The organism is Rhodohalobacter sp. 614A (assembly GCF_021462415.1).
Classification (GTDB): domain Bacteria; phylum Bacteroidota; class Rhodothermia; order Balneolales; family Balneolaceae; genus Rhodohalobacter.
Genome location: NZ_JAKEDS010000003.1, coordinates 1 through 18,169 on the forward strand (window position 1 = coordinate 1; position 18,169 = coordinate 18,169).

At 41.3% G+C, this 18,169-nt stretch carries 18 protein-coding genes and 1 tRNA gene; 9 read left to right on the top strand and 10 right to left on the bottom strand.

Annotated features, from left to right (window positions below; genetic code table 11):
* Positions 1 to 96 (top strand): PID-CTERM protein-sorting domain-containing protein (locus L0B18_RS19890; RefSeq protein WP_370647592.1); only part of this gene is annotated, 96 nt, incomplete at its 5' end.
* 228 nt (positions 97 to 324) lie between these two features.
* Positions 325 to 408, top strand: a tRNA-Leu gene (locus tag L0B18_RS13740).
* Between the two features lie 49 nt (positions 409 to 457).
* Here L0B18_RS13740 and L0B18_RS13745 read toward each other — a convergent pair.
* On the bottom strand, positions 458 to 1,660 hold the full coding sequence (locus L0B18_RS13745) for a glycosyltransferase family 4 protein (RefSeq protein WP_234572365.1): 1,203 nt from the start codon (positions 1,658 to 1,660) through the stop codon (positions 458 to 460).
* A 571-nt stretch (positions 1,661 to 2,231) separates the two neighbouring features.
* Here L0B18_RS13745 and L0B18_RS13750 point away from each other — a divergent pair.
* The 3 genes from L0B18_RS13750 to L0B18_RS13760 all read left to right on the top strand — a co-directional run bounded on the left by L0B18_RS13750 (position 2,232) and on the right by L0B18_RS13760 (position 5,847).
* On the top strand, positions 2,232 to 3,644 hold the full coding sequence (locus L0B18_RS13750; protein ID WP_234572366.1) for a carboxypeptidase regulatory-like domain-containing protein: 1,413 nt from the start codon (positions 2,232 to 2,234) through the stop codon (positions 3,642 to 3,644).
* 177 nt (positions 3,645 to 3,821) lie between these two features.
* Positions 3,822 to 5,093, top strand: a complete 1,272-nt coding sequence (locus L0B18_RS13755) for an acetyl-CoA hydrolase/transferase family protein (RefSeq protein WP_234572367.1) — start codon at positions 3,822 to 3,824, stop codon at positions 5,091 to 5,093.
* Between the two features lie 178 nt (positions 5,094 to 5,271).
* Complete coding sequence (locus L0B18_RS13760; RefSeq protein WP_234572368.1) at positions 5,272 to 5,847, top strand: hypothetical protein; 576 nt, start codon at positions 5,272 to 5,274, stop codon at positions 5,845 to 5,847.
* A 7-nt stretch (positions 5,848 to 5,854) separates the two neighbouring features.
* Here the strand turns inward: L0B18_RS13760 and L0B18_RS13765 are convergent, their stop codons facing one another.
* Complete coding sequence (locus L0B18_RS13765; RefSeq protein WP_234572369.1) at positions 5,855 to 6,349, bottom strand: putative metallopeptidase; 495 nt, start codon at positions 6,347 to 6,349, stop codon at positions 5,855 to 5,857.
* Between the two features lie 287 nt (positions 6,350 to 6,636).
* Here L0B18_RS13765 and L0B18_RS13770 point away from each other — a divergent pair, with 287 nt between their 5' ends.
* The gene (locus tag L0B18_RS13770; protein ID WP_234572370.1) at positions 6,637 to 7,125 is read left to right on the top strand and encodes a hypothetical protein; all 489 of its coding nucleotides are present in this window, start codon (positions 6,637 to 6,639) and stop codon (positions 7,123 to 7,125) included.
* Here L0B18_RS13770 and L0B18_RS13775 read toward each other — a convergent pair.
* Positions 7,088 to 7,858 carry a lysophospholipid acyltransferase family protein gene (locus tag L0B18_RS13775; protein ID WP_234572371.1) on the bottom strand — a complete coding sequence of 257 codons (771 nt, stop codon included), beginning with the start codon at positions 7,856 to 7,858 and terminating at the stop codon, positions 7,088 to 7,090. The two genes, L0B18_RS13770 and L0B18_RS13775, sit on opposite strands and share 38 nt — an antisense overlap.
* A gap of 2 nt (positions 7,859 to 7,860) precedes the next feature.
* A complete protein-coding gene (locus L0B18_RS13780) occupies positions 7,861 to 9,531 on the bottom strand; it encodes a DEAD/DEAH box helicase (protein WP_234572372.1) in 1,671 nt (556 codons plus the stop codon).
* 168 nt (positions 9,532 to 9,699) lie between these two features.
* Here L0B18_RS13780 and L0B18_RS13785 point away from each other — a divergent pair, with 168 nt between their 5' ends.
* Entirely contained in the window at positions 9,700 to 10,434 is a 735-nt protein-coding gene (locus L0B18_RS13785) for an FKBP-type peptidyl-prolyl cis-trans isomerase (RefSeq protein WP_234572373.1), read from the top strand.
* 75 nt (positions 10,435 to 10,509) lie between these two features.
* On the top strand, positions 10,510 to 11,478 hold the full coding sequence (gene queG, locus L0B18_RS13790) for a tRNA epoxyqueuosine(34) reductase QueG (RefSeq protein ID WP_234572374.1): 969 nt from the start codon (positions 10,510 to 10,512) through the stop codon (positions 11,476 to 11,478).
* Positions 11,479 to 11,489: 11 nt separating this feature from the next.
* On the opposite strand, the gene L0B18_RS13795 is transcribed toward queG, so the two are convergent.
* The 6 genes from L0B18_RS13795 to prfA all read right to left on the bottom strand — a co-directional run bounded on the left by L0B18_RS13795 (position 11,490) and on the right by prfA (position 16,763).
* A complete protein-coding gene (locus L0B18_RS13795) occupies positions 11,490 to 12,503 on the bottom strand; it encodes a TIGR00341 family protein (RefSeq protein WP_234572375.1) in 1,014 nt (337 codons plus the stop codon).
* A 530-nt stretch (positions 12,504 to 13,033) separates the two neighbouring features.
* Entirely contained in the window at positions 13,034 to 13,753 is a 720-nt protein-coding gene (locus L0B18_RS13800) for an SDR family NAD(P)-dependent oxidoreductase (RefSeq protein WP_234572376.1), read from the bottom strand.
* A gap of 50 nt (positions 13,754 to 13,803) precedes the next feature.
* Entirely contained in the window at positions 13,804 to 14,457 is a 654-nt protein-coding gene (locus L0B18_RS13805) for a 7-carboxy-7-deazaguanine synthase QueE (RefSeq protein ID WP_234572377.1), read from the bottom strand.
* Positions 14,450 to 14,839: a 6-pyruvoyl trahydropterin synthase family protein gene (locus L0B18_RS13810; protein WP_234572378.1), complete on the bottom strand. Its 390-nt coding sequence runs from the start codon at positions 14,837 to 14,839 to the stop codon at positions 14,450 to 14,452. Before L0B18_RS13810 ends, L0B18_RS13805 begins: the two co-directional genes overlap by 8 nt.
* Positions 14,840 to 14,960: 121 nt before the next feature.
* Positions 14,961 to 15,575, bottom strand: coding sequence for an inorganic pyrophosphatase (locus L0B18_RS13815; protein WP_234572379.1), 615 nt, complete (start codon positions 15,573 to 15,575; stop codon positions 14,961 to 14,963).
* 108 nt (positions 15,576 to 15,683) lie between these two features.
* Complete coding sequence (gene prfA / locus L0B18_RS13820) at positions 15,684 to 16,763, bottom strand: peptide chain release factor 1 (protein WP_234572380.1); 1,080 nt, start codon at positions 16,761 to 16,763, stop codon at positions 15,684 to 15,686.
* A 129-nt stretch (positions 16,764 to 16,892) separates the two neighbouring features.
* Here prfA and L0B18_RS13825 point away from each other — a divergent pair, with 129 nt between their 5' ends.
* Positions 16,893 to 18,167 carry a 5-(carboxyamino)imidazole ribonucleotide synthase gene (locus tag L0B18_RS13825; protein ID WP_234572381.1) on the top strand — a complete coding sequence of 425 codons (1,275 nt, stop codon included), beginning with the start codon at positions 16,893 to 16,895 and terminating at the stop codon, positions 18,165 to 18,167.
* The last annotated feature ends 2 nt before the right edge of the window (positions 18,168 to 18,169 follow it).

The window sequence follows — 18,169 nt, forward strand, 5'->3', positions numbered from 1 at the left end:
AAACCCAGCCAAACCCCCATTGACGGCGGACTCGCCCTGCTGGCCGCCGCCGGCGGTGCCTATGCCATCAAAAAATTAAAGCAAAGGAAAGATTAATATTTGTGAGGTCTATATAGGAATAGGGATTCAGTGTAGGTTATCTGGAGCAAATCTACCGACCTGTAGTTTCAACCTATATTTATCATCTATTTTTAACAGCATTTAAGTTTGCCTTAGTCCTTGGTTAATTTTTATTGTAGCAATACTCCTTTTTGAACATTTCAAAAAAAGAGTAAAACTACTTTGAAGAAATGCTATCCAAAGCCTTATATTTGTAATCTTCTTGCCCGGGTGGCGGAATTGGTAGACGCGCCGGACTCAAAATCCGGTGGTAGCGATATCGTGCGGGTTCGAGTCCCGCCCCGGGTACATTTTCAGTCTTTTAGATCCTTAGACCTGAAATATTCTCTCCCCTTTTTTACGACACTGATTGCTCTTCTACCCCTTCAATTGAATATGAATTATTTTCGATAAACCATTGATAGCCAGTCTCTGACAGTTTTTCGTAAAGATTTCGATTTTCCATCAACGCATTGCATTTTTGGGCGAGCTCCTTTTCATTACATCCGATTAATGCCTGTTCCCCATCTTTGATGTCAAATCCCCGAATACCCACTGCTGATGCTACCACCGGTTTCCGATGCCGAAGAGCCTCCAGGAATTTGAGGCTGCTCCCACCACCAGCTCTCAAAGGTACAATTACTGCATTAACCCGATTGTAAATCAATTCAAGGTCATCCACATCCCGATAGAAATGGATAAATCTCTCATTCTTAATCTGCATGGATTGTCTGTTACCGACTTCTCCCCCGATAATGACAAACTTAAACGGCTGCTTTGCTAATTTTTTCAATTCCGGAATAATCTTAAATAAAATTATATCTATGGCATCCCGGTTGGGGAAATAGCCGGAATTACCTACGAACAGAAATGTAAATGCTTCATTATCAACGGTGGATGGAACTGTACTCTTTTGGAAAGGAAGCCTGTTTTCAAATACATCCGTAAGCTTCAGGTTGAATTTCTTCGTTATCCATGCTCTCTCTTTTTCTGTGGATGTAAAGACTTTATCAAACTGGGGAATCAGCACAGCCTCTTTATATACATAGCGTAAAGCCACCAAGACAGATTTAGGAAGATCCTTAAAATACCTCGCTGATAATTTCAGCTTTATAATATTTATTTTTGTTCGGGAATCGAGCTCATCAAGATCAAGCCACGTTTCTTTAACATTCCAAAGCGTGCGGATTTGCAGCGCAAGTGAAGCATTGAATAAACGGAAACTTAAGATGACATCAGGACGGGGGATTCTGAGTTGATGAAAATCCTCACCAAAATATTTTCCATTTGCAGCCTGCTTTGCCGGCCTGGGGAATACTAATTTTTTTAAACGTTGAAATGGAGTATGTTTAATGTTCAGTTTATAAATTCTGCATTTCAGCTGATTATCATTCCCTCCTCCAAGAGAAAGATTCTCATCTGCTTTACCGGTATAAAGCACAGATACATCATATTTTCTGCTGAGATAGCTCACCCACTGAAAAGCCCGGAGATTCCTGCCCCGTCCAGTAATTGACGGAATGACCGGAGTAATGAATAGCAGGTTCTTTCTGACTATCAATTTTTTATGAGATGTTCAGTTTCCGTTTCAATCTATAAGAACCAGACAAGGCTTGATGATTTTCCAGTGGTCGCCCAAGGGTGGCATTTTGCATTTCCAACCCAAGCGTAAAATGGAAATAGTTAGGAATTGCAGACATAAAACATGATTCATGAATAGTCGTTTCCCGGATGCCAATCGTTCTTCTAAAGAAGGTAAGAATTATTTTATAGGATCTCAGCGATCAATCCTGTTCAATCATATGAATTCTAAAAGAACTCTCCACTGACAGAGTCTTCGATTATTGATTCTTTAAAAGATGGATCATTTTATGATGGTTTTCATTTGAGAAACCGGTCTGCACAAAACCTTTCAGTTTGTCTATTCACTTTTGTGCGTTTGAGAAAGGATTATTTACCTGATAATGCTGCTTTTTATAAACCGCAATATTATTATTTTCCAGATGTCATTTAAAAACTGTTCAGTCAGATTTCAGAAGTTCCAAAACTCTCTTTTGGTTTAAAGATTGCGTATCATTAATATGAAAATATTTTAACACTTTGGATTTATTTTCTAACAAACGTTGGATGGGATGAAAAACAAATTAGCACTATTTTTACTTGCTTTCTCTGTCATCGGTCTTACATCATTCATTGGTTGCGAAGAAATCTATGAACCGATCACTGTTACAGGAAAGGTTGTGGATTCGAACTCGCTGAGTCCGGTTGCCAATGCTACCGTTTCTATTATATCGCCAGAAGATCTTTCTATGGAAACGATTAGTGATGCAAATGGTGATTACGCATTCCAGGAAGTTGCCGTTGACAGTGTGATCGATCTGACTATTCGGGCAGAAAAAGAAGGATATACATCAGAATCTATTACAATCGTTGCCGCTCCCGAAAGAGAATTGACGGTTCCCAATCTTAAGATTCTTAATCAAAATCAAACTGATGGAGAAGTTGACGGTGAAACAGGCGGTGCAGCAAATATTGAACTGATTAATTTGGAATCGCAATCTATTCGAATTGATGAAACCGGGGGAGCCGGTAACAGCGCGTTTACATTTGTAGTACTCGATTCAACCGGACGAGCTATCAATGCAAATAATGCTGTGGATGTTCGATTCCGAATTACGGAAGGGCCTGATGGGGGCGAAACCATTACTCCGGCAGTTGTCCAATCCAACGCGAATGGTGAAGTTACCTCAAACATTTTTGCGGGAACCGTGGCTGGAAATTTAAAAATTGAAGCTGTCATTGAACGAACAGATATAGGATTAACCATTCGATCAAAACCAATTCTTTTAACCATTCACGGCGGATTTCCCGACCTTGGACATTTTAGTATTGCGGCAAATATTTTCAACTTTGAGGCGTATACCATCAATGGAAACAGAAATGAAATAACTGTCATTGTTGGAGATAAGTACAGTAATCCTGTAAAAGAAGGTACGCCGGTTTACTTTAATACAACCCACGGTGTTATTCAGGGATCGGGAGTTACGGATGCAGATGGACAAGTAACCGTAGACCTTATTTCTGGCGATCCGCGCCCACCCGCAGGTAATGCTAATGCTACAATTCGTGCGTATACATTTGATGAAAATGACAACGAAATTGTCCGCCAAATTCCAGTCCTGTTTTCTGGTCCCCCCAGTAGTAATAAAATTAAGCTGAATCCGTCTACTTTCAATATCGGACCAGGCGGCAGCCAGACATTTACAATGACGGTTACCGATATCAATGATAATCCGCTGCCTTTTGATACCCAAATTACAGTTACTCCTTCTGATGGCATGACATTAGACGGCGAAACAAATATTTCAGTACCTAATACGCTATCACCAGGTCCCGGAGTCACACAATTTACATTTACCGCACAAGATTCTGACGATGAAAGCAGCGACTCGCAGGAAGTCAGCATTCTTATTGAGGTTGAAACACCGGGAGGCTACAGGGCTACCAGAACCTTTACCGGTACCAAAGCGAAAGCTATTAATTAAGCAAGTTTCTCTGGTTTCTGAAAGTGATTATGGTTGAGTCTTATCCTCCTCCGTAATCACTTTTTTTATTGAAGGCCAGACATAAAAAATTATAAAAGACCTTTTTCTCTTCTTTTTTCTTTCCAAACCAGTTATCTTTTAGTAATGATAACCTTCAAAATAAAGATATAGAGAGTTATGAAATATCTATCTGCTGACGAAGCTCTGAAGCAGGTTAATCAAGGGGATAATATTTTTGTTCAAACTGCAGCGGCCGCTCCTCAAACACTGGTTAAGGCCCTCGCGAACAGGCATTCAGAATTAAGTGATATCACCATTTATCATCTTCATACTGAAGGAGTTGCCCCTTATGTAAACCCTGAGTACAGAGATGTCTTTAAAACCAAAGCTTTTTTTGTGGGCAAAAATGTTCGGCCCGCACTGGAAACAGGCGAAGCTGACTATATACCTGTTTTTTTGAGTGAGATTCCTCATTTCTTCAACAGGGGAATCATAAAATTGAACGTAGCCCTTGTAAATGTCAGTCCTCCGGATAAACATGGATATTGCTCGCTGGGTGTGTCAGTAGATGCATCGCGTGCGGCGGTCATCAATGCTGATACCGTAATCGCTCAAATAAATCCCAACATGCCAAGAACACATGGTGATGGAATTATTCACAAAAGTACCATCGATTTCGCCGTAGAAGTAGATGACCCACTTCCCGAAACCTCCCCTCCTGTTTTACGGGAAGCAGAATTATCGATCGGAAAACATTGTGCCAGTTTAATCGATGACGGCGCGACCATGCAAATGGGTATTGGTTCCATTCCGGATGCGGTGCTTGCATCTCTCACCAATCATAAAGACCTGGGAGTTCATACAGAAATGTTTTCTGATGGATTGATAGACCTCCTAGAAAGTGGAATCGTCAATAATTCAAAGAAAAGGATTCATCCCAACCGAACCGTTGCGTCCTTCCTTTTTGGCAGCCGCCGGTTATATGATTTTGTGGATGACAATCCCAACGTAGCTATGCTGGATTGCGCGTACGTGAACGATACTGCTGTGATTCGAAGAAACCCAAATGTGGTGGCAATAAACAGTGCTATTGAGGTAGATTTGACCGGCCAGGTATGTGCCGATTCAATTGGAACGAGACAGTACTCCGGGGTCGGCGGCCAAATGGACTTTATCCGGGGGGCTTCACTTTCTCCCGGCGGTAAACCGATCATAGCACTTCCATCCGCAACAAGCAGAGGTACTTCCAGAATTGTGCCATTCCTTAAAGAAGGTGCCGGAGTTGTAACGACCCGCGCCCACGTACACTACGTAGTTACGGAATACGGCGTGGCGGATCTTTATGGAAAAGCGTTGAGAGAACGAGCAAAAGCTCTGATTGAAATCGCACATCCTGATGCCAGAGAAGAACTTGAAAAAGCTGCTTATGAGCGGTTTAAAATTCTATAACGAAGATTAATAAATCCGACTGTAAATCCCCCTTGAGCAGATTCGCTTTTGGGGGATTTTTTTTGTGCTCACACAATCTTTTGTTATAAAACGATTCCTTCACGAGTACTGTTACCTTACTGTGATTTCTGAGCTTACATTCTTATCAATTGAAAAGTGAATTCACTCTAAAAAAGATATGGATCAATCGTCGCGACTTGAAAAAATCTCTCACAGGGACAAGAAGATCTCCGCAATCATTGAAGAACTAAATTCCACAAATCCGGATTCATCCTACTACCTCCTGATAATGGTAGGCCCATACAAAGCAGGAAAAAAAGATCTTTTTTCAAAAATTGAAAAAACCGTGGGTGGATTTCATGAGATTGACCTGAGAGATATCATCAAGCTAAATGAAGAGGAATCTTTCAAAAACATTGATGATACCTTCAAATATATTGGCGAAACAGAGAAAAATCTTCTTTTAAAACACGGTGATGCTCTTGCCGGCGAATATACCGGGTTCACATATTCAAGTACGCGCTATGCTACTCCGCAGGAAAAGTATCTGCTGAAAAAAATCAAAAGCAGCGGAAAACTTGTACTTATCGATATGGAAGAACCCGAAAACATCGACAAAACACTTGAACGCACGGCTCAAAAAGCTATCATTTTTGATAAGCCGGGATCAACCGTTGGTAGATTTTTCTGGAAGCTTAAACAAATCCATGTTCACGGCCATACATTTGCAAATGAACGGCCCCAAAAAGCATAAGACTTCGTTAAACGGTTACCTTGCTCTCCTGCCGCGGATCCAAATCATACAAAGATGAAACCGTTGCCTGAATGGTTTTGTACCATTCGTTGCCGTGCTTATCATTAATTTCATAGTAATCGGCAAAATCAGGTCTGCGGATTTTCATTTTCCACTCCTGGTTTTTAGCCTTGAAAACCGGATCAACATGCAACAACTCGTGATAGAGGAGCATCTTCTTGGTATCTTTATCAAGCATATCCCAAAGCTCTCCAGAAACTTCAATCAAATAATCATTGCCTGAATAGTGTTTAACTTCCCGGCTTGCTTTTACACATTTTGCTGCTCTCTGTTTTGAGATATTCGGATAAACCAGCAAAAAACCAATTTGTGCCGGACCAATTTCAATTTTATGAGTTTCAAGCACTTCGGATGCGAGCTTTTCCATTTCCGGTGCTTCCATCAATTGTTTTCCGCTCAATTTAATATCATCTGATGGATCCAAATAGTCGTTCTGAGGCATAAATTACTTCTGTAAATTGATTTGAAATTTTTTGTTTTTGAAGAAGGAAAAAAGATACAAAACATCTCACTGAATCCCTTCGGCTTTTCAATTTAAAATTTGGAAAATCAGTTGAGAAAAATGGTCATTCTATCTACCTGACACATCTTATCAAAAAATACAAGTGTTGGCTAAGTTGAAAACTTGGTTTCTGAAAATTCATTGTACTCATCAAAATCTGTTTATTTCAATTCCTGATAAATAACCCTATCATTCAGAACACAAACGTTCAATCATATCATACAAAAATGAAGAAGAGTTTTCTGGGGAGTCTTATTGGAATAAGTATCATTTTGAGCATCGATTCTCTTTCAAGAGTAATCATCTCTCTTTACAACAACCAGGATATCCTTATGTTTTCATATAGCGAGTACACAGGTTTTTGGCCTGTATTATTGGTGGCTATATCGGCATTCAGTTCATTTTTCGGAGCTATGTTTGCACTGACTTACGGCCGGACCAAACAGATTTTAACTCTTGTTTTGTTTATTATTTTCACCGGTTTATACAGGTATGGCCAAATTCTTTTGCTAAAAGATACCGAGGGTTTACTCCTCCCTGTTTTTTCTCTTGTTTTAACACTGATCACGGTCTTTCTTGCCTGGCGACTGGTTCGCCCCAAAAAGCCGAAAACTGAAGCATTTCCAGAAGAGAATGGAGAAGTAATAACACAAAATTCACAAAAACATCATCACCACCCTACCGGGAGCGGTGACCAGCATAGTCAACCTCAGTAATATCCACGCCTCTCCATTCTGCCAGCTGTTCGGCCATTTGGGTTCTTACTTTATCCATGAGAAGTGAGGAATCCCCTTTTTTATAACCGACCGTTGGAATCGGGTCCAAAACCTTGAGTTTTACGTGTACATCCTGCTCGAATACCCACGATTGTTTTGGAAGGCATCCCTGAGTTCCATCGAGTACAACAGGCAAAATCGGTACATTTTCTCTGATGGCTAAATCAAAAGCGCCACTGGCAAAACGTGTCAGTTGCCCACTTCTGGAACGGGTTCCTTCAGGAAAAAAAATGACTGAAGTATTATTATCTAGATAATATTTACAACGTTGGAAAACTTTTACCGCTTCGCGCATGGATCCGCGGGCTACCGGAATATCTCCGGCCAGTTTCATCATCCAGCCTACAATCGGAAGATCAAACAGCTCTTTCTTCGCCACCCATTTCATCTCCCAAGGCAAATTTGAGATCACCGGAATATCCGCATTCGACATATGATTGCTCACAATCACATATGGATTTCGGTCGTCGACTTTTACATTTCCTTCAATTGAAATCTTCCATGACGGATTGACCCTGGAAATGGCAAGTCCGAGACGTCGAAACATTCTCCCTGTTTGATATAAACCAAGATCGCGATCAAATAATCGGATTATAGCCAGCAACGGCAGCCATCCTAAAATCAGTATCACAACTGCAATCCATATAAACACAGAACCCAGCCGCTGCATCATGGCTAATTATTTCTGATTTTTGGGATAAAGCTCTTAATAATTCCCCAAACACCTTTTGCAGGTTTGCGAACACGTTTGTTCCTGTCAACCGCTTTTTCAAGAACAGGAGGCAGATTGATAGGTTTTTTCTTTTCTTTTTCCGGCTGTTCCTGTTTCGGTTTAGCCTTTGACTCCTGCTTGTTTCCTTCGTCTTGTCTCTTTTGCTTGGATCTCGGTTCCTGCTTTTTCTCCGTTGGTTTCTGATCAGAACCCCGTTTTTGCTGACCCTTTGATTTTTCCTGTTTTTTCTGCCGGGATTGCTGAGAACTCTTTTGCTTCGGCTCTTGTGTTTTTTTCTCCTGAGACTCCTGAGTTTGCTTTTGTTGAGTCTCTTGAGATTTATTTTTCTGATCCGAAGATTTATCATCGGATGATTCTTTGCCCGGACCTCCTAATCGTTTAGGTCTTGGAGGAAGAGTATCACGGTTTGATTCATCAGAAGACGAATCTGAGGAATCTTTCTTCTCTTGTTTTTTGGGTTTTTCAAAGTGCTTTTCCCAAGAGAAATGACCCGGATCTTTAAAAAAGCCCGGTACATTTACTTTCTTGATCGAATTATCTTTAATGTTGTCAATATCATTAAATGTTCTGCGATCTCTTTGAGTAATAAAGGTCACGGCAATGCCGGATTTATCATACCGCGCAGTCCGGCCAATCCGATGAACGTAATCATCTGTATTGTTCGGTACATCATAGTTGATAATGATCGATACCTCTTTGATATCAATCCCACGGGCAAGAACGTCAGTTGCCACAATTATGGGTACTTGCTTATTTTTAAATGCGGCAAGAGCTTTATTTCGTTCTTCCTGCGATCGGTCTCCATGAATACTGGCTGCTTTTAGCCCTTCTTTTTTCAATAAGCGCTGCAGTTCATCCGTTCCTTTTTTAGTGGATGTAAAAATGATGCATGAATCCCATTCAAGCTGATCAAAAATTCCTTTTACAAGGGGTATTTTTTGATGGCTTTTCAAAAAATATGCCCGCTGCTCTACTTTCTGAGATGGTTTTGCCCTTTCCGTTTCAATCGTTTGCGGATTTTTCATTATTGAGGATGCAAGCCCCTCAATCTCTTTGGGCATAGTTGCAGAAAAAAGCAGTGTCTGGCGGTTCTGTGGCAACCACGAAATGATCTTTTTCATATCGGGCAGAAAACCCATATCCAACATTCGGTCAGCTTCATCAAGAACAAAATACTCAAGATTGCTAAAATCGATATTTACAACTTTGTTCTGATCGATTAGCCGCCCGGGTGTGGCAACAATAATATCTACACCGGCTTTAAGGGCTTTGGCCTGCTCCGAAAAATCACTTCCGCCAATCACGGTTGCGGATGTAATACCGGCATGGTATCCAATCGCAAAAATCTGCTCGTCAATTTGTTTGGCCAGTTCGCGAGTCGGGCTTAGAATTAAAGCCTTTACCCCCTTTCTCTCACTTTGCAATACTCGTTGCATGATGGGTATTACAAAAGCCCCGGTTTTGCCCGTCCCCGTTTGGGCAAGTCCAATTACGTCTTTCCCCTCAACAATAAGCGGAATCGATTTTTCCTGAATGGGGGTTGGTTCTTCGAATCTTATATCTCTCAATCCTGCCTGTATAGATTCGGTTAAATTAAAATCAGTAAACTTCAAATGTGTGTATTTTCTTTATTTATGATTGGTTAAATTCTACAGCCCTGTAATATACATAAGTTACTACGAACATTTTATCATTTATCCTTAAAAGCCTGCCCTTTTCAATAGAGTGAAAAAAGGTTACCTTTCTAACTTAATTAATTTAAAAAATTACAAAAATATTGTATGAAACATCTACTTTTAACGGCAGCTGTCGTGTTTACGGCAACAATCCTTTTTTCCGGTTGCAATAGCTACGATCAAAAAGCTTCAGCCGATCTCTCCAGTAAAACCGATTCTCTAAGTTACAGCTTTGGGTACCTGCAGGGATCGAGTTTATCGAATGAAGGCATTACGGATATCGACATGCAAAACTACGTTGCAGGCTTGCAAGCCGGCCTCGATACCAGCGATACTTCTATTATAAACAATATGGCGATGCAGACACTCATCCAAACCTACTTGCAGGAAATGGAGATGAGAAGAATCCAGCAGCAAGAGGAAGATGCTGCCGAACATATTGAACGCGGACAAGCATTTCTTGAAGAGAATGCACAAAATCCTGATGTTTTCGAAACGGAATCTGGTCTTCAGTACAGAGTTCTTGAAGAAGGTGATGGAGAAAGTCCGGTCGCAACCGATGTGGTAAGAGTTCACTACGAAGGTCGGTTACTTTCTGACGAAGTTTTTGACAGTTCATACGAACGGGGTCAACCAGCCACATTCCCGCTTAACCGGGTTATTGAAGGTTGGACCGAAGGACTTCAGCTTATGCAAGAGGGTGCAAAATATCAGTTCTTTATTCCATCTGATCTTGCTTACAGAAACAGTCCTCCACAAGGAAGCCCGATTCCTCCGGGAGCAGTTCTTATATTTGATGTTGAGTTACTTGAAGTTAACCCGGATCCTCAACAACAGTAATTATTTACGCTATTCAGAAATTTAAAATCGCGCAGTCATTTATTTGGCTGCGCGATTTTTTTATGTTGACATGTCATGGATATACATGCCCTAACAAATAAAGTACGCCTGAAAGCCTATGAATTAGGATTCGACCAGTGCGGCTTCGCTAAAGCCGGACCGCTTGATCCCGAGGCATTCCGGCTGGAGCAGTGGTTAAATCAAAATTTACATGGTTCCATGGGGTGGATGGAAAACTATTTTGATAAGAGGGTTGATCCAACCAGGCTTGTGCCAGGAGCAAAAAGTGTGGTTAGTGTATTGGCAAGCTATCATTTTCCTGAAAATGTGAACCATGATGAACAAACAGATCAACCTAAAATTGCCAAATACGCGCGGGGACGAGATTATCACAAAGTTTTAAAAAAACGGCTAAAAAAACTTTTCCAATACACAAAAGAATTGGTTGGTGATATAAACGGACGCTTTTTTGTAGATTCGGCTCCCGTAATGGATAAAGCATGGGCCCAAAGAGCCGGACTTGGATGGATTGGCAAGAACAGCAATCTGCTCAACAAAACACACGGTTCGTTCTTTTTGATTGGTGAAATGATTTTAGATGTGCCGTTTGTATATGATGGCCCGCAAACGGATCACTGCGGAACCTGTACGAAATGTATTGACGCCTGCCCCACCAATGCTATTCATGAGCCATATAAAATAGACGGCAATCGCTGTATCTCTTACCTGACAATTGAGCTTAAAGAACAAATGCCTGAAGAGTATGAAGAACAAATCGGAGATTGGGCGTTCGGTTGTGATATTTGTCAGGATGTTTGCCCCTGGAACCGAAAAGCAGAAGAAGGACATATCCACGATTTAAAACCACGAGAGAGAGTTTTATCCCCTCCCGGATCATTATGGAGTGAACTAAAAGAAGATGAATTTGATGATATTTTTGAAGGAAGTGCTGTCAGGCGGGCCGGATATGATTTATTCCGCCATAATGCAAAGCTCGCTGAATTGAATATCAAAAAGAGAACGTCTTCAAACTCCACCGAATAGCTGAATAATGATCACGTTGCAAAGATTAGTAATGCAAGAATCACAAGAAGTACAATCCAAATTGAGAAAGCAATCTTGTTAACTCTCTTCGCTTTTTCTGCTTTATACCACGTCCGTGGTTTTATTCCCTGGATTGTAAATGTAGCAACGGCAGCAAGATTCACGCAGATAATGTTGGTTGTTAAGAGCAAAATGGCATAATAAGCCAAGCCCCACTGTAAGTCACCAATCAGCAGTCCGGCCGTTACCAGCGGGGGCAGTAAAGCAACCGCAACCATCACACCGATTACCGCCGCAGACATACCAATTGTGTAGGCTAACACACCAGCCGCACCGGAGGCAAGAGCGAGTGCAATATCCGATAAATGCACCTGGGTTCTGCTTTCAAGCTGATAAGCGGAAGCATCTACCGATAAAATGAATCCAAGCACAATTGAAATCAACAATGCAATTCCGATGCCGCTAATATTCGTTTTGAGTGCCTTTCTGAATAATGAAGAATCCCCAAGAGTGGTTGAAAGTGCCAGTGCAACATTAGGCCCTAAGAGCGGAGCGATTACCATTGCACCAATAACAATGGCTGCACTATCCCGGAGCATACCCAATGCTGCCACAATCGTGGAAAATGAAACCATAGCGAGGTAAACTCCTGAAAGATTCACACCATCGGTAATATCATTGTATAGCTCCTCTCTGCTCACGCGAATTCCCTGTAGCGGTGCCTCCCACGGTTCTTCCTTTCCTTCTTGATCGGAAGGCTCATCCTCTTCCTGGGATTTTACCCTTGGCAACGTAGCCTCCACTTCCTGCATGATAAGCCTGTACCCTTTTTTCTCTCCCATCAGGTGCTCAGCTTTATCTAAAAAGGATTCAGTTTGATTAGCATCAACCAATGCTTTTAGCAGATATCCGGAGCTTTCAGAATGTTCATTCCAATAGTGCTCAACACTATCATCGTTTAAAAGATGTTCGAAATCCTCTTTGCCTTCTTTGGGAATAACAACTTCTATTTGTCGAAGTGGCATGAATCGTAGTTATTTCAGTTTCTTAGTAAGTTAGCCGACATGTATATCGAATGAATCATAAAAAATTTCGACTACATTCGGTAACACAATCCAATTTTCAAGGAGAATTAAATATTAAAAACATCTAACTCAAAAAAACCGATCGGCTGCATATATTATAAAAGAATCGGTTGGGTTATACTTCGAACGTGTTCTTGAGGGCTGATTTTTGTTGAAGTAAATAATTTGAAGTATAATTCAAACTGAAAAACCCGGCTATCAACCGGGCTTTTCTACTACGTTGGCTTTTTCGGGGTACAACAAGTAATATCTGGGTCGATATTACTTAGTTATATACAAGGACTAAAAAATTTTGTTCCCCGCCCCGAAAGTTATTTTATATTAAAAAATTTTAATATCTTAAAAAAGAGCGATTCTTATAAAAAAATAAGATTTTTTCATCTCAAGCTCTCTTTGTACATAATTGCTTTTCACCTTTTCTCACTTCGCAAAAACACACTTTATTACTACCTAATCGAAGTATTTTAAATTTACATGGGTGGTACTTTTCCATGTTGAGGTTGAATGATGATTTCTTCAACAACACTTCTGGGTGAAAGTTCTGAGATTGCAACCAATAAATTTGCAACATCCGTCGGGTTTATTAATCGCTCGGGACTCATATCGGAAGCCTCCCAGGAAGTTGAATGTGTTTGTCCAAGATTAACTGCCGTTACTCCAATGTCTGTTATTTTTAATTCCTCTCGCAACGACCGGGTATATCCTAAAAGTGCATGCTTAGACGAGGAATAGGCACCGCTATCTGAAAGGCCTTTTAATGCTCCTACTGAACAGATATTGATAATCAGCGCGCGGTCAAGCTTTCGAAGAGACGGAAGAAAACGCTTCACGATATGAACGGCTGCAAAAAGGTTCGTTTCCATTTGATGGCGAAATTCTTCATCAGTCGTTTCAGAAAGTGATTTGTACAGATAACTTCCGGCATTATTGATGAGAATTCCCGGATCAGGAAAACCATCCGGAATTATTACGTTTAAAACATCTTCCATACGGGTGGCATCACAAACCAGTATTTCTACCCTTTCCGCCCCTGTTTGCTCGCATAGACGTTTGGTTTCCTCAAGATTTTTTTGATTTCGTGCAAGCAGCAATAAAGGTCTTCTTGTTGAGGCGGCAAAGGTAATAGCAATGCTTCGGCCGATTCCCTGGCTGGCCCCTGTAATAAGAACGGATGATTCTTTATAGCTCATTTAGAAAACGTAGTCATATAAATTGAGATCAACTGAACATTCCATCTTATTTATGGAACATTCAGAAATTTATGCGTCTGGAGACTGATTCCCCATTCGGGATTATCTTTAACATAATCGACAATCAGATCTATGGACTTGGGTGTATCCCACTCGGGCTGCAGAAGAAGTTTCGTGTGTTCAGGACATTTTTGAGCATTCACTTCAGCCCATTGAAGATCCTTGTTCGTTAGTACAACTACCTTTAATTCATCCACATAAGGAAAAACCTCGTCAAGAGGTTTTTTGAATCTTTTGGGAGATAGAGTAATCCAATCTAAATGACCGGATAACGGAGATGAACCACTTGTCTCAATATGAACTTTAAGTCCATGATCTTTCAATCTTACCGTCAAGGGTTCCAAATTATGAAGCAGTGGTTCACCACCGGTAATCACGGCGAAAGGCGCGCCACTATCCACTGCTCGCTGTACAAGATCTCCCGTTTTTACTTTTGGATGTTTTGTCTCATCCCAGCTGTCTTTTACATCACACCACCAGCATTGCACATCGCAACCAGCCAGGCGGATGAAATATGATGCCCGGCCCGTATGAGCTCCTTCTCCCTGAATCGTATAAAAATCTTCCATCAGTGGATACAGAACCGCATCCAACCCGGAAGTTACTTCACCCTTTTTCTTTGTATGTTCCTTTGTGCTAAACATCTTTGTCGGTGTATTCAACCCAGCTTGTATCTGTCTCCCAAACGGTGACTGTTAAGTCAATTCCATCTGGAATCCGTGCTTTTGTCTCTTTATGGATATATTCTGCAATTCGTTCTGCTGTAGTAGATCCCTGTATCTCCTCATTCAGTACAGTATGATCCAACCCTCCTTTTTCAGCCACTGAGGCGGCCCATTTCAACTCTTTAAAATCGCAAACCATATCCGCTGATTTTAGATATTTCGACGGATTGAGTTTGTGGGATTTTGCAGCAATATACACCTTGTAGGAATGGCCGTGCATTCTTCCACACTTCCCATCGTATCCATCGATAAAATGAGCGGCATCAAATTTAAACTCTGTATGTAATGTCCAGGTTGGCATTTCTAAAACTATTCAATAATTCTTCAATTAGACAGCTTAGAAAAATAAGGAATTTTAAAGACCTGTGCAGGTTATGAATCACATCAACCCTTTGAACATCACTTCCCTGGATATTTCGAATCTACTCACCAAACATATCCACATAATCTGCCATAGAGGCTTCAATTACGTCTTTGGCTTCATCACGGCCGTAAACTCTGTCTACGAAAACATCCGTCTCTTTTTTCCCCGGAATCAGTTTATAGGTACTGAAATAGTGCCGTAATCTCTCAATCAATACATCGGGAAGATCATTGATATCCTCCACGTTAGAATAATATGTATCATTATTCAGAACTGAGATAATTTTATCATCTGCCTCTCCATGATCGATCATGTGAAGCCCACCCACTACACGGGCACTTAAAATAACCTCCGCTCTGTCAATGGGGCGTTCGCTGAGAACACAGATATCCAGAGGATCTCCATCTCCTTTTTCAGTGTGTTTGGAGAGAGAACCGATTCGGTCTCCACAATAAGTTCTGGGGATAAATCCATATAAAGACGGTGGCATGGATGAACTACGCTGAGGCCGATCCACGCGCATGTACCCTGTCATTTTATCGACTTCATATTTTATGGCATCAAAAGATGTTACTTCTATAAAAGCATTAACGATGGATGGGGCTGCTTCACCGATCTCCAAACCGTGCCATGGATGCGGTCGCCATCGAAAAAAAGGATTGGGAAAATTCACAAGATTATCTGTTTGTTGATTATAGTTAGAAGTTTTTGATTTAATTTTTCTGATATGAGAAGTTCGAGTTCAGCCTGTTGAAGAATCCTTTCAGTATCCAGTTGCTGCTTAATCCATTATTGCATTCAGCTTCTCAAGATTCTCCTCTACCCGTAAGGCTTTAATCACTTCGCCAATATTTCCTTTCAAAATATCATCAAGATTGTAAAGAGTGAGATTTATGCGATGATCTGTAAACCGGCCCTGCGGGAAATTGTATGTCCGGATTTTAGCACTTCGGTCACCGGTAGATACCTGGCTTTTTCGATCAGCCGCACGTTCGGATCGAATTTTTTCCATCTCCATATCATAAAGCTTGGTTTTCAACATCAATAACGCTTTCTCTTTATTTTGATGTTGTGATCTCTCCTGCTGACACTCGACAACCACACCGGTCGGTTCGTGAGTCAAACGAATAGCCGAATCTGTTTTGTTTACGTGCTGACCACCAGCACCACTCGCCCGGAATGTATCCACGCGCACTTCATTCATATCAATATTGATCTCCACATCATCATTTACTTCGGGGAGAACAGCAACCGTAGCTGCAGATGTGTGTACACGTCCCTGGGATTCTGTTTCTGGAACCCGCTGAACCCGATGCACACCACTCTCGTATTTCATCTTCCCATAAACTTCATTGCCGGAAAGTTCGAATACAATTTCCTTAAAACCACCTTTTTCACTTTCCGCGACAGACAAAATACTCTGCGACCATTTCTGTGAATCGGCATAACGCCGGTACATATCAAACAGGTCACCGGCAAAAAGTGCGGCTTCATCACCACCGGTACCGGCACGAATTTCAATAATACAGTTCTTGGAGTCATCGGGATCTTTTGGGATGAGCTTGTACTTAATCTCCTCCTCAAGTTCTTCAAGCCTTGTCTTCATTTCCTTGTTCTCTTCCCTGGCCATATCGGTTAGCTCAGGATCTTCATTCATCTCAATGAGTTCGCTATTCCCTTCAATTTGGTGGGAGAGTGAGCGCCATTCATCAAAATCGTCAACAAGTTCCTTTAACTGTGTGTGCTCTTTGGTGAGTTCGGCATACTCTTTTGGCCTGTCATAAATTGCCGGATCGGCCATTGCCTGGTTAATCTCTTCGTAACGTTCTTTTATCTGTTGTAACTTTCCTTCTAAATCCATTTCCTGTTTGCTGCTAATTTTGCCTAAAGATAGAGAATTTACTGATGATCTTTGGAATCGATTTTAAATCATTAAAGAACTGAATTCGGCATTACGAGCAAAGCGAACGAATCTCCCAACATAATTATCATGAGATCACTTCACTCCGTTTGTGATGACGAGTCTATTTACATCCTCAGTCCGCCATCCCTATTTTTTGACAAGCAGAATCAATACCTTCAAACAAAAATTGAAATCAGATTATTTATGAAAAACCCGCTTTCATCAAACTTTGTCATTGGATTTTTAGGAGCCGGCCAGCTTGCCCGAATGTCATCCCTGCAGGCTTTTCGATATGGAATGCAGGTTGCTGTTTTTTCTGACAGGCCGGAAGATGAACCTGTTCAATTTATGACGCCTCACTCCTTCAGCGGATCATTTGAAGAGGTGGATTCAATGGTAGAATTTGCCCAAGCCTGCGATGTCATTACTCTTGAAAATGAGTTTATCGATTCATCCATACTCCAGAATTTACAGGATAAATCCGGTACGCCCATTTATCCCTCACCAAAAAGTTTTTCTCTTATTGAAAATAAACTGATTGAAAAACAGACATTTGAAAATGCCGGGATTCCGGTTACGCCTTATTCACTGGTAAAAACAGAAGAAGATTTAAATCAATTCGGGAAAAACCATGGATGGCCCTATTTACTAAAATCATCTAAAGGCGGCTATGACGGCTATGGCAATGAAACGGTAAAGAATATGGATGAGGCAAAAGACGCGTTCCAAAAGCTGGGTGGCTCCAAAGGATATGACATCCTCGCCGAGGCATTTGTGGACTTTACACACGAACTGGCCGTTCAGGTAGCGCGAAATGAAAATGGCTATGTCGTTTACCCATGCTGTGAAACAGTTCAGGAAAATCATATCTGTGTGGCAGTGAAATCTCCCGCTCCGGTTGAAAAATCTATCCGGGAACGAGCGCAGGAACTTGCCATAAAAGCCACTGAAGCGATTGAAGGAAAAGGGATCTTCGCCTACGAATTCTTTCTTACACCGGAAGGCGATGTTCTATTGAATGAATCTGCACCTCGTCCTCATAACTCCGGCCATTATACTATTGAAGGATGCATCACTTCCCAGTTTGAAAACCATGTACGGGCCGTTTGTGGTTTGCCTTTGGGAGATACAGGTTTGATTAAGCCGGCCGTTGCCATGATTAACCTGCTTGGAAATCATCAGCGAAATGCAGTTGTTGAAAATACACAAGAAGCGGTTTCTGAGCCAAACGGTCATCTTCATTCTTATGGAAAACTGCAAAGTAAACCGGGACGAAAAATGGCGCACTATACCCTTTTAGGGGATGATCTGGAATCAACTTATGAGCGCGCACGGCACCTAACGGAAAAGATTGAAATCTAAAT

What these genes read in the sequence shown, in the direction of transcription:
- L0B18_RS13765 (WP_234572369.1), bottom strand. Translation starts at nt 6,349, where the DNA reads ATGCCTCAGAACGACTATTTGGATCCATCAGATGATATTAAATTGAGC.
- L0B18_RS13795 (WP_234572375.1), bottom strand. Translation starts at nt 12,503, where the DNA reads ATGCCACTTCGACAAATAGAAGTTGTTATTCCCAAAGAAGGCAAAGAG.
- L0B18_RS13805 (WP_234572377.1), bottom strand. Translation starts at nt 14,457, where the DNA reads ATGTTTAGCACAAAGGAACATACAAAGAAAAAGGGTGAAGTAACTTCC.
- L0B18_RS13775 (WP_234572371.1), bottom strand. Translation starts at nt 7,858, where the DNA reads ATGATGCAGCGGCTGGGTTCTGTGTTTATATGGATTGCAGTTGTGATA.
- L0B18_RS13750 (WP_234572366.1), top strand. Translation starts at nt 2,232, where the DNA reads ATGAAAAACAAATTAGCACTATTTTTACTTGCTTTCTCTGTCATCGGT.
- L0B18_RS13825 (WP_234572381.1), top strand. Translation starts at nt 16,893, where the DNA reads ATGAGATCACTTCACTCCGTTTGTGATGACGAGTCTATTTACATCCTC.
- L0B18_RS13770 (WP_234572370.1), top strand. Translation starts at nt 6,637, where the DNA reads ATGAAGAAGAGTTTTCTGGGGAGTCTTATTGGAATAAGTATCATTTTG.
- L0B18_RS13800 (WP_234572376.1), bottom strand. Translation starts at nt 13,753, where the DNA reads ATGAGCTATAAAGAATCATCCGTTCTTATTACAGGGGCCAGCCAGGGA.
- L0B18_RS13785 (WP_234572373.1), top strand. Translation starts at nt 9,700, where the DNA reads ATGAAACATCTACTTTTAACGGCAGCTGTCGTGTTTACGGCAACAATC.
- L0B18_RS13810 (WP_234572378.1), bottom strand. Translation starts at nt 14,839, where the DNA reads ATGCCAACCTGGACATTACATACAGAGTTTAAATTTGATGCCGCTCAT.
- queG (WP_234572374.1), top strand. Translation starts at nt 10,510, where the DNA reads ATGGATATACATGCCCTAACAAATAAAGTACGCCTGAAAGCCTATGAA.
- prfA (WP_234572380.1), bottom strand. Translation starts at nt 16,763, where the DNA reads ATGGATTTAGAAGGAAAGTTACAACAGATAAAAGAACGTTACGAAGAG.
- L0B18_RS13760 (WP_234572368.1), top strand. Translation starts at nt 5,272, where the DNA reads ATGGATCAATCGTCGCGACTTGAAAAAATCTCTCACAGGGACAAGAAG.
- L0B18_RS13755 (WP_234572367.1), top strand. Translation starts at nt 3,822, where the DNA reads ATGAAATATCTATCTGCTGACGAAGCTCTGAAGCAGGTTAATCAAGGG.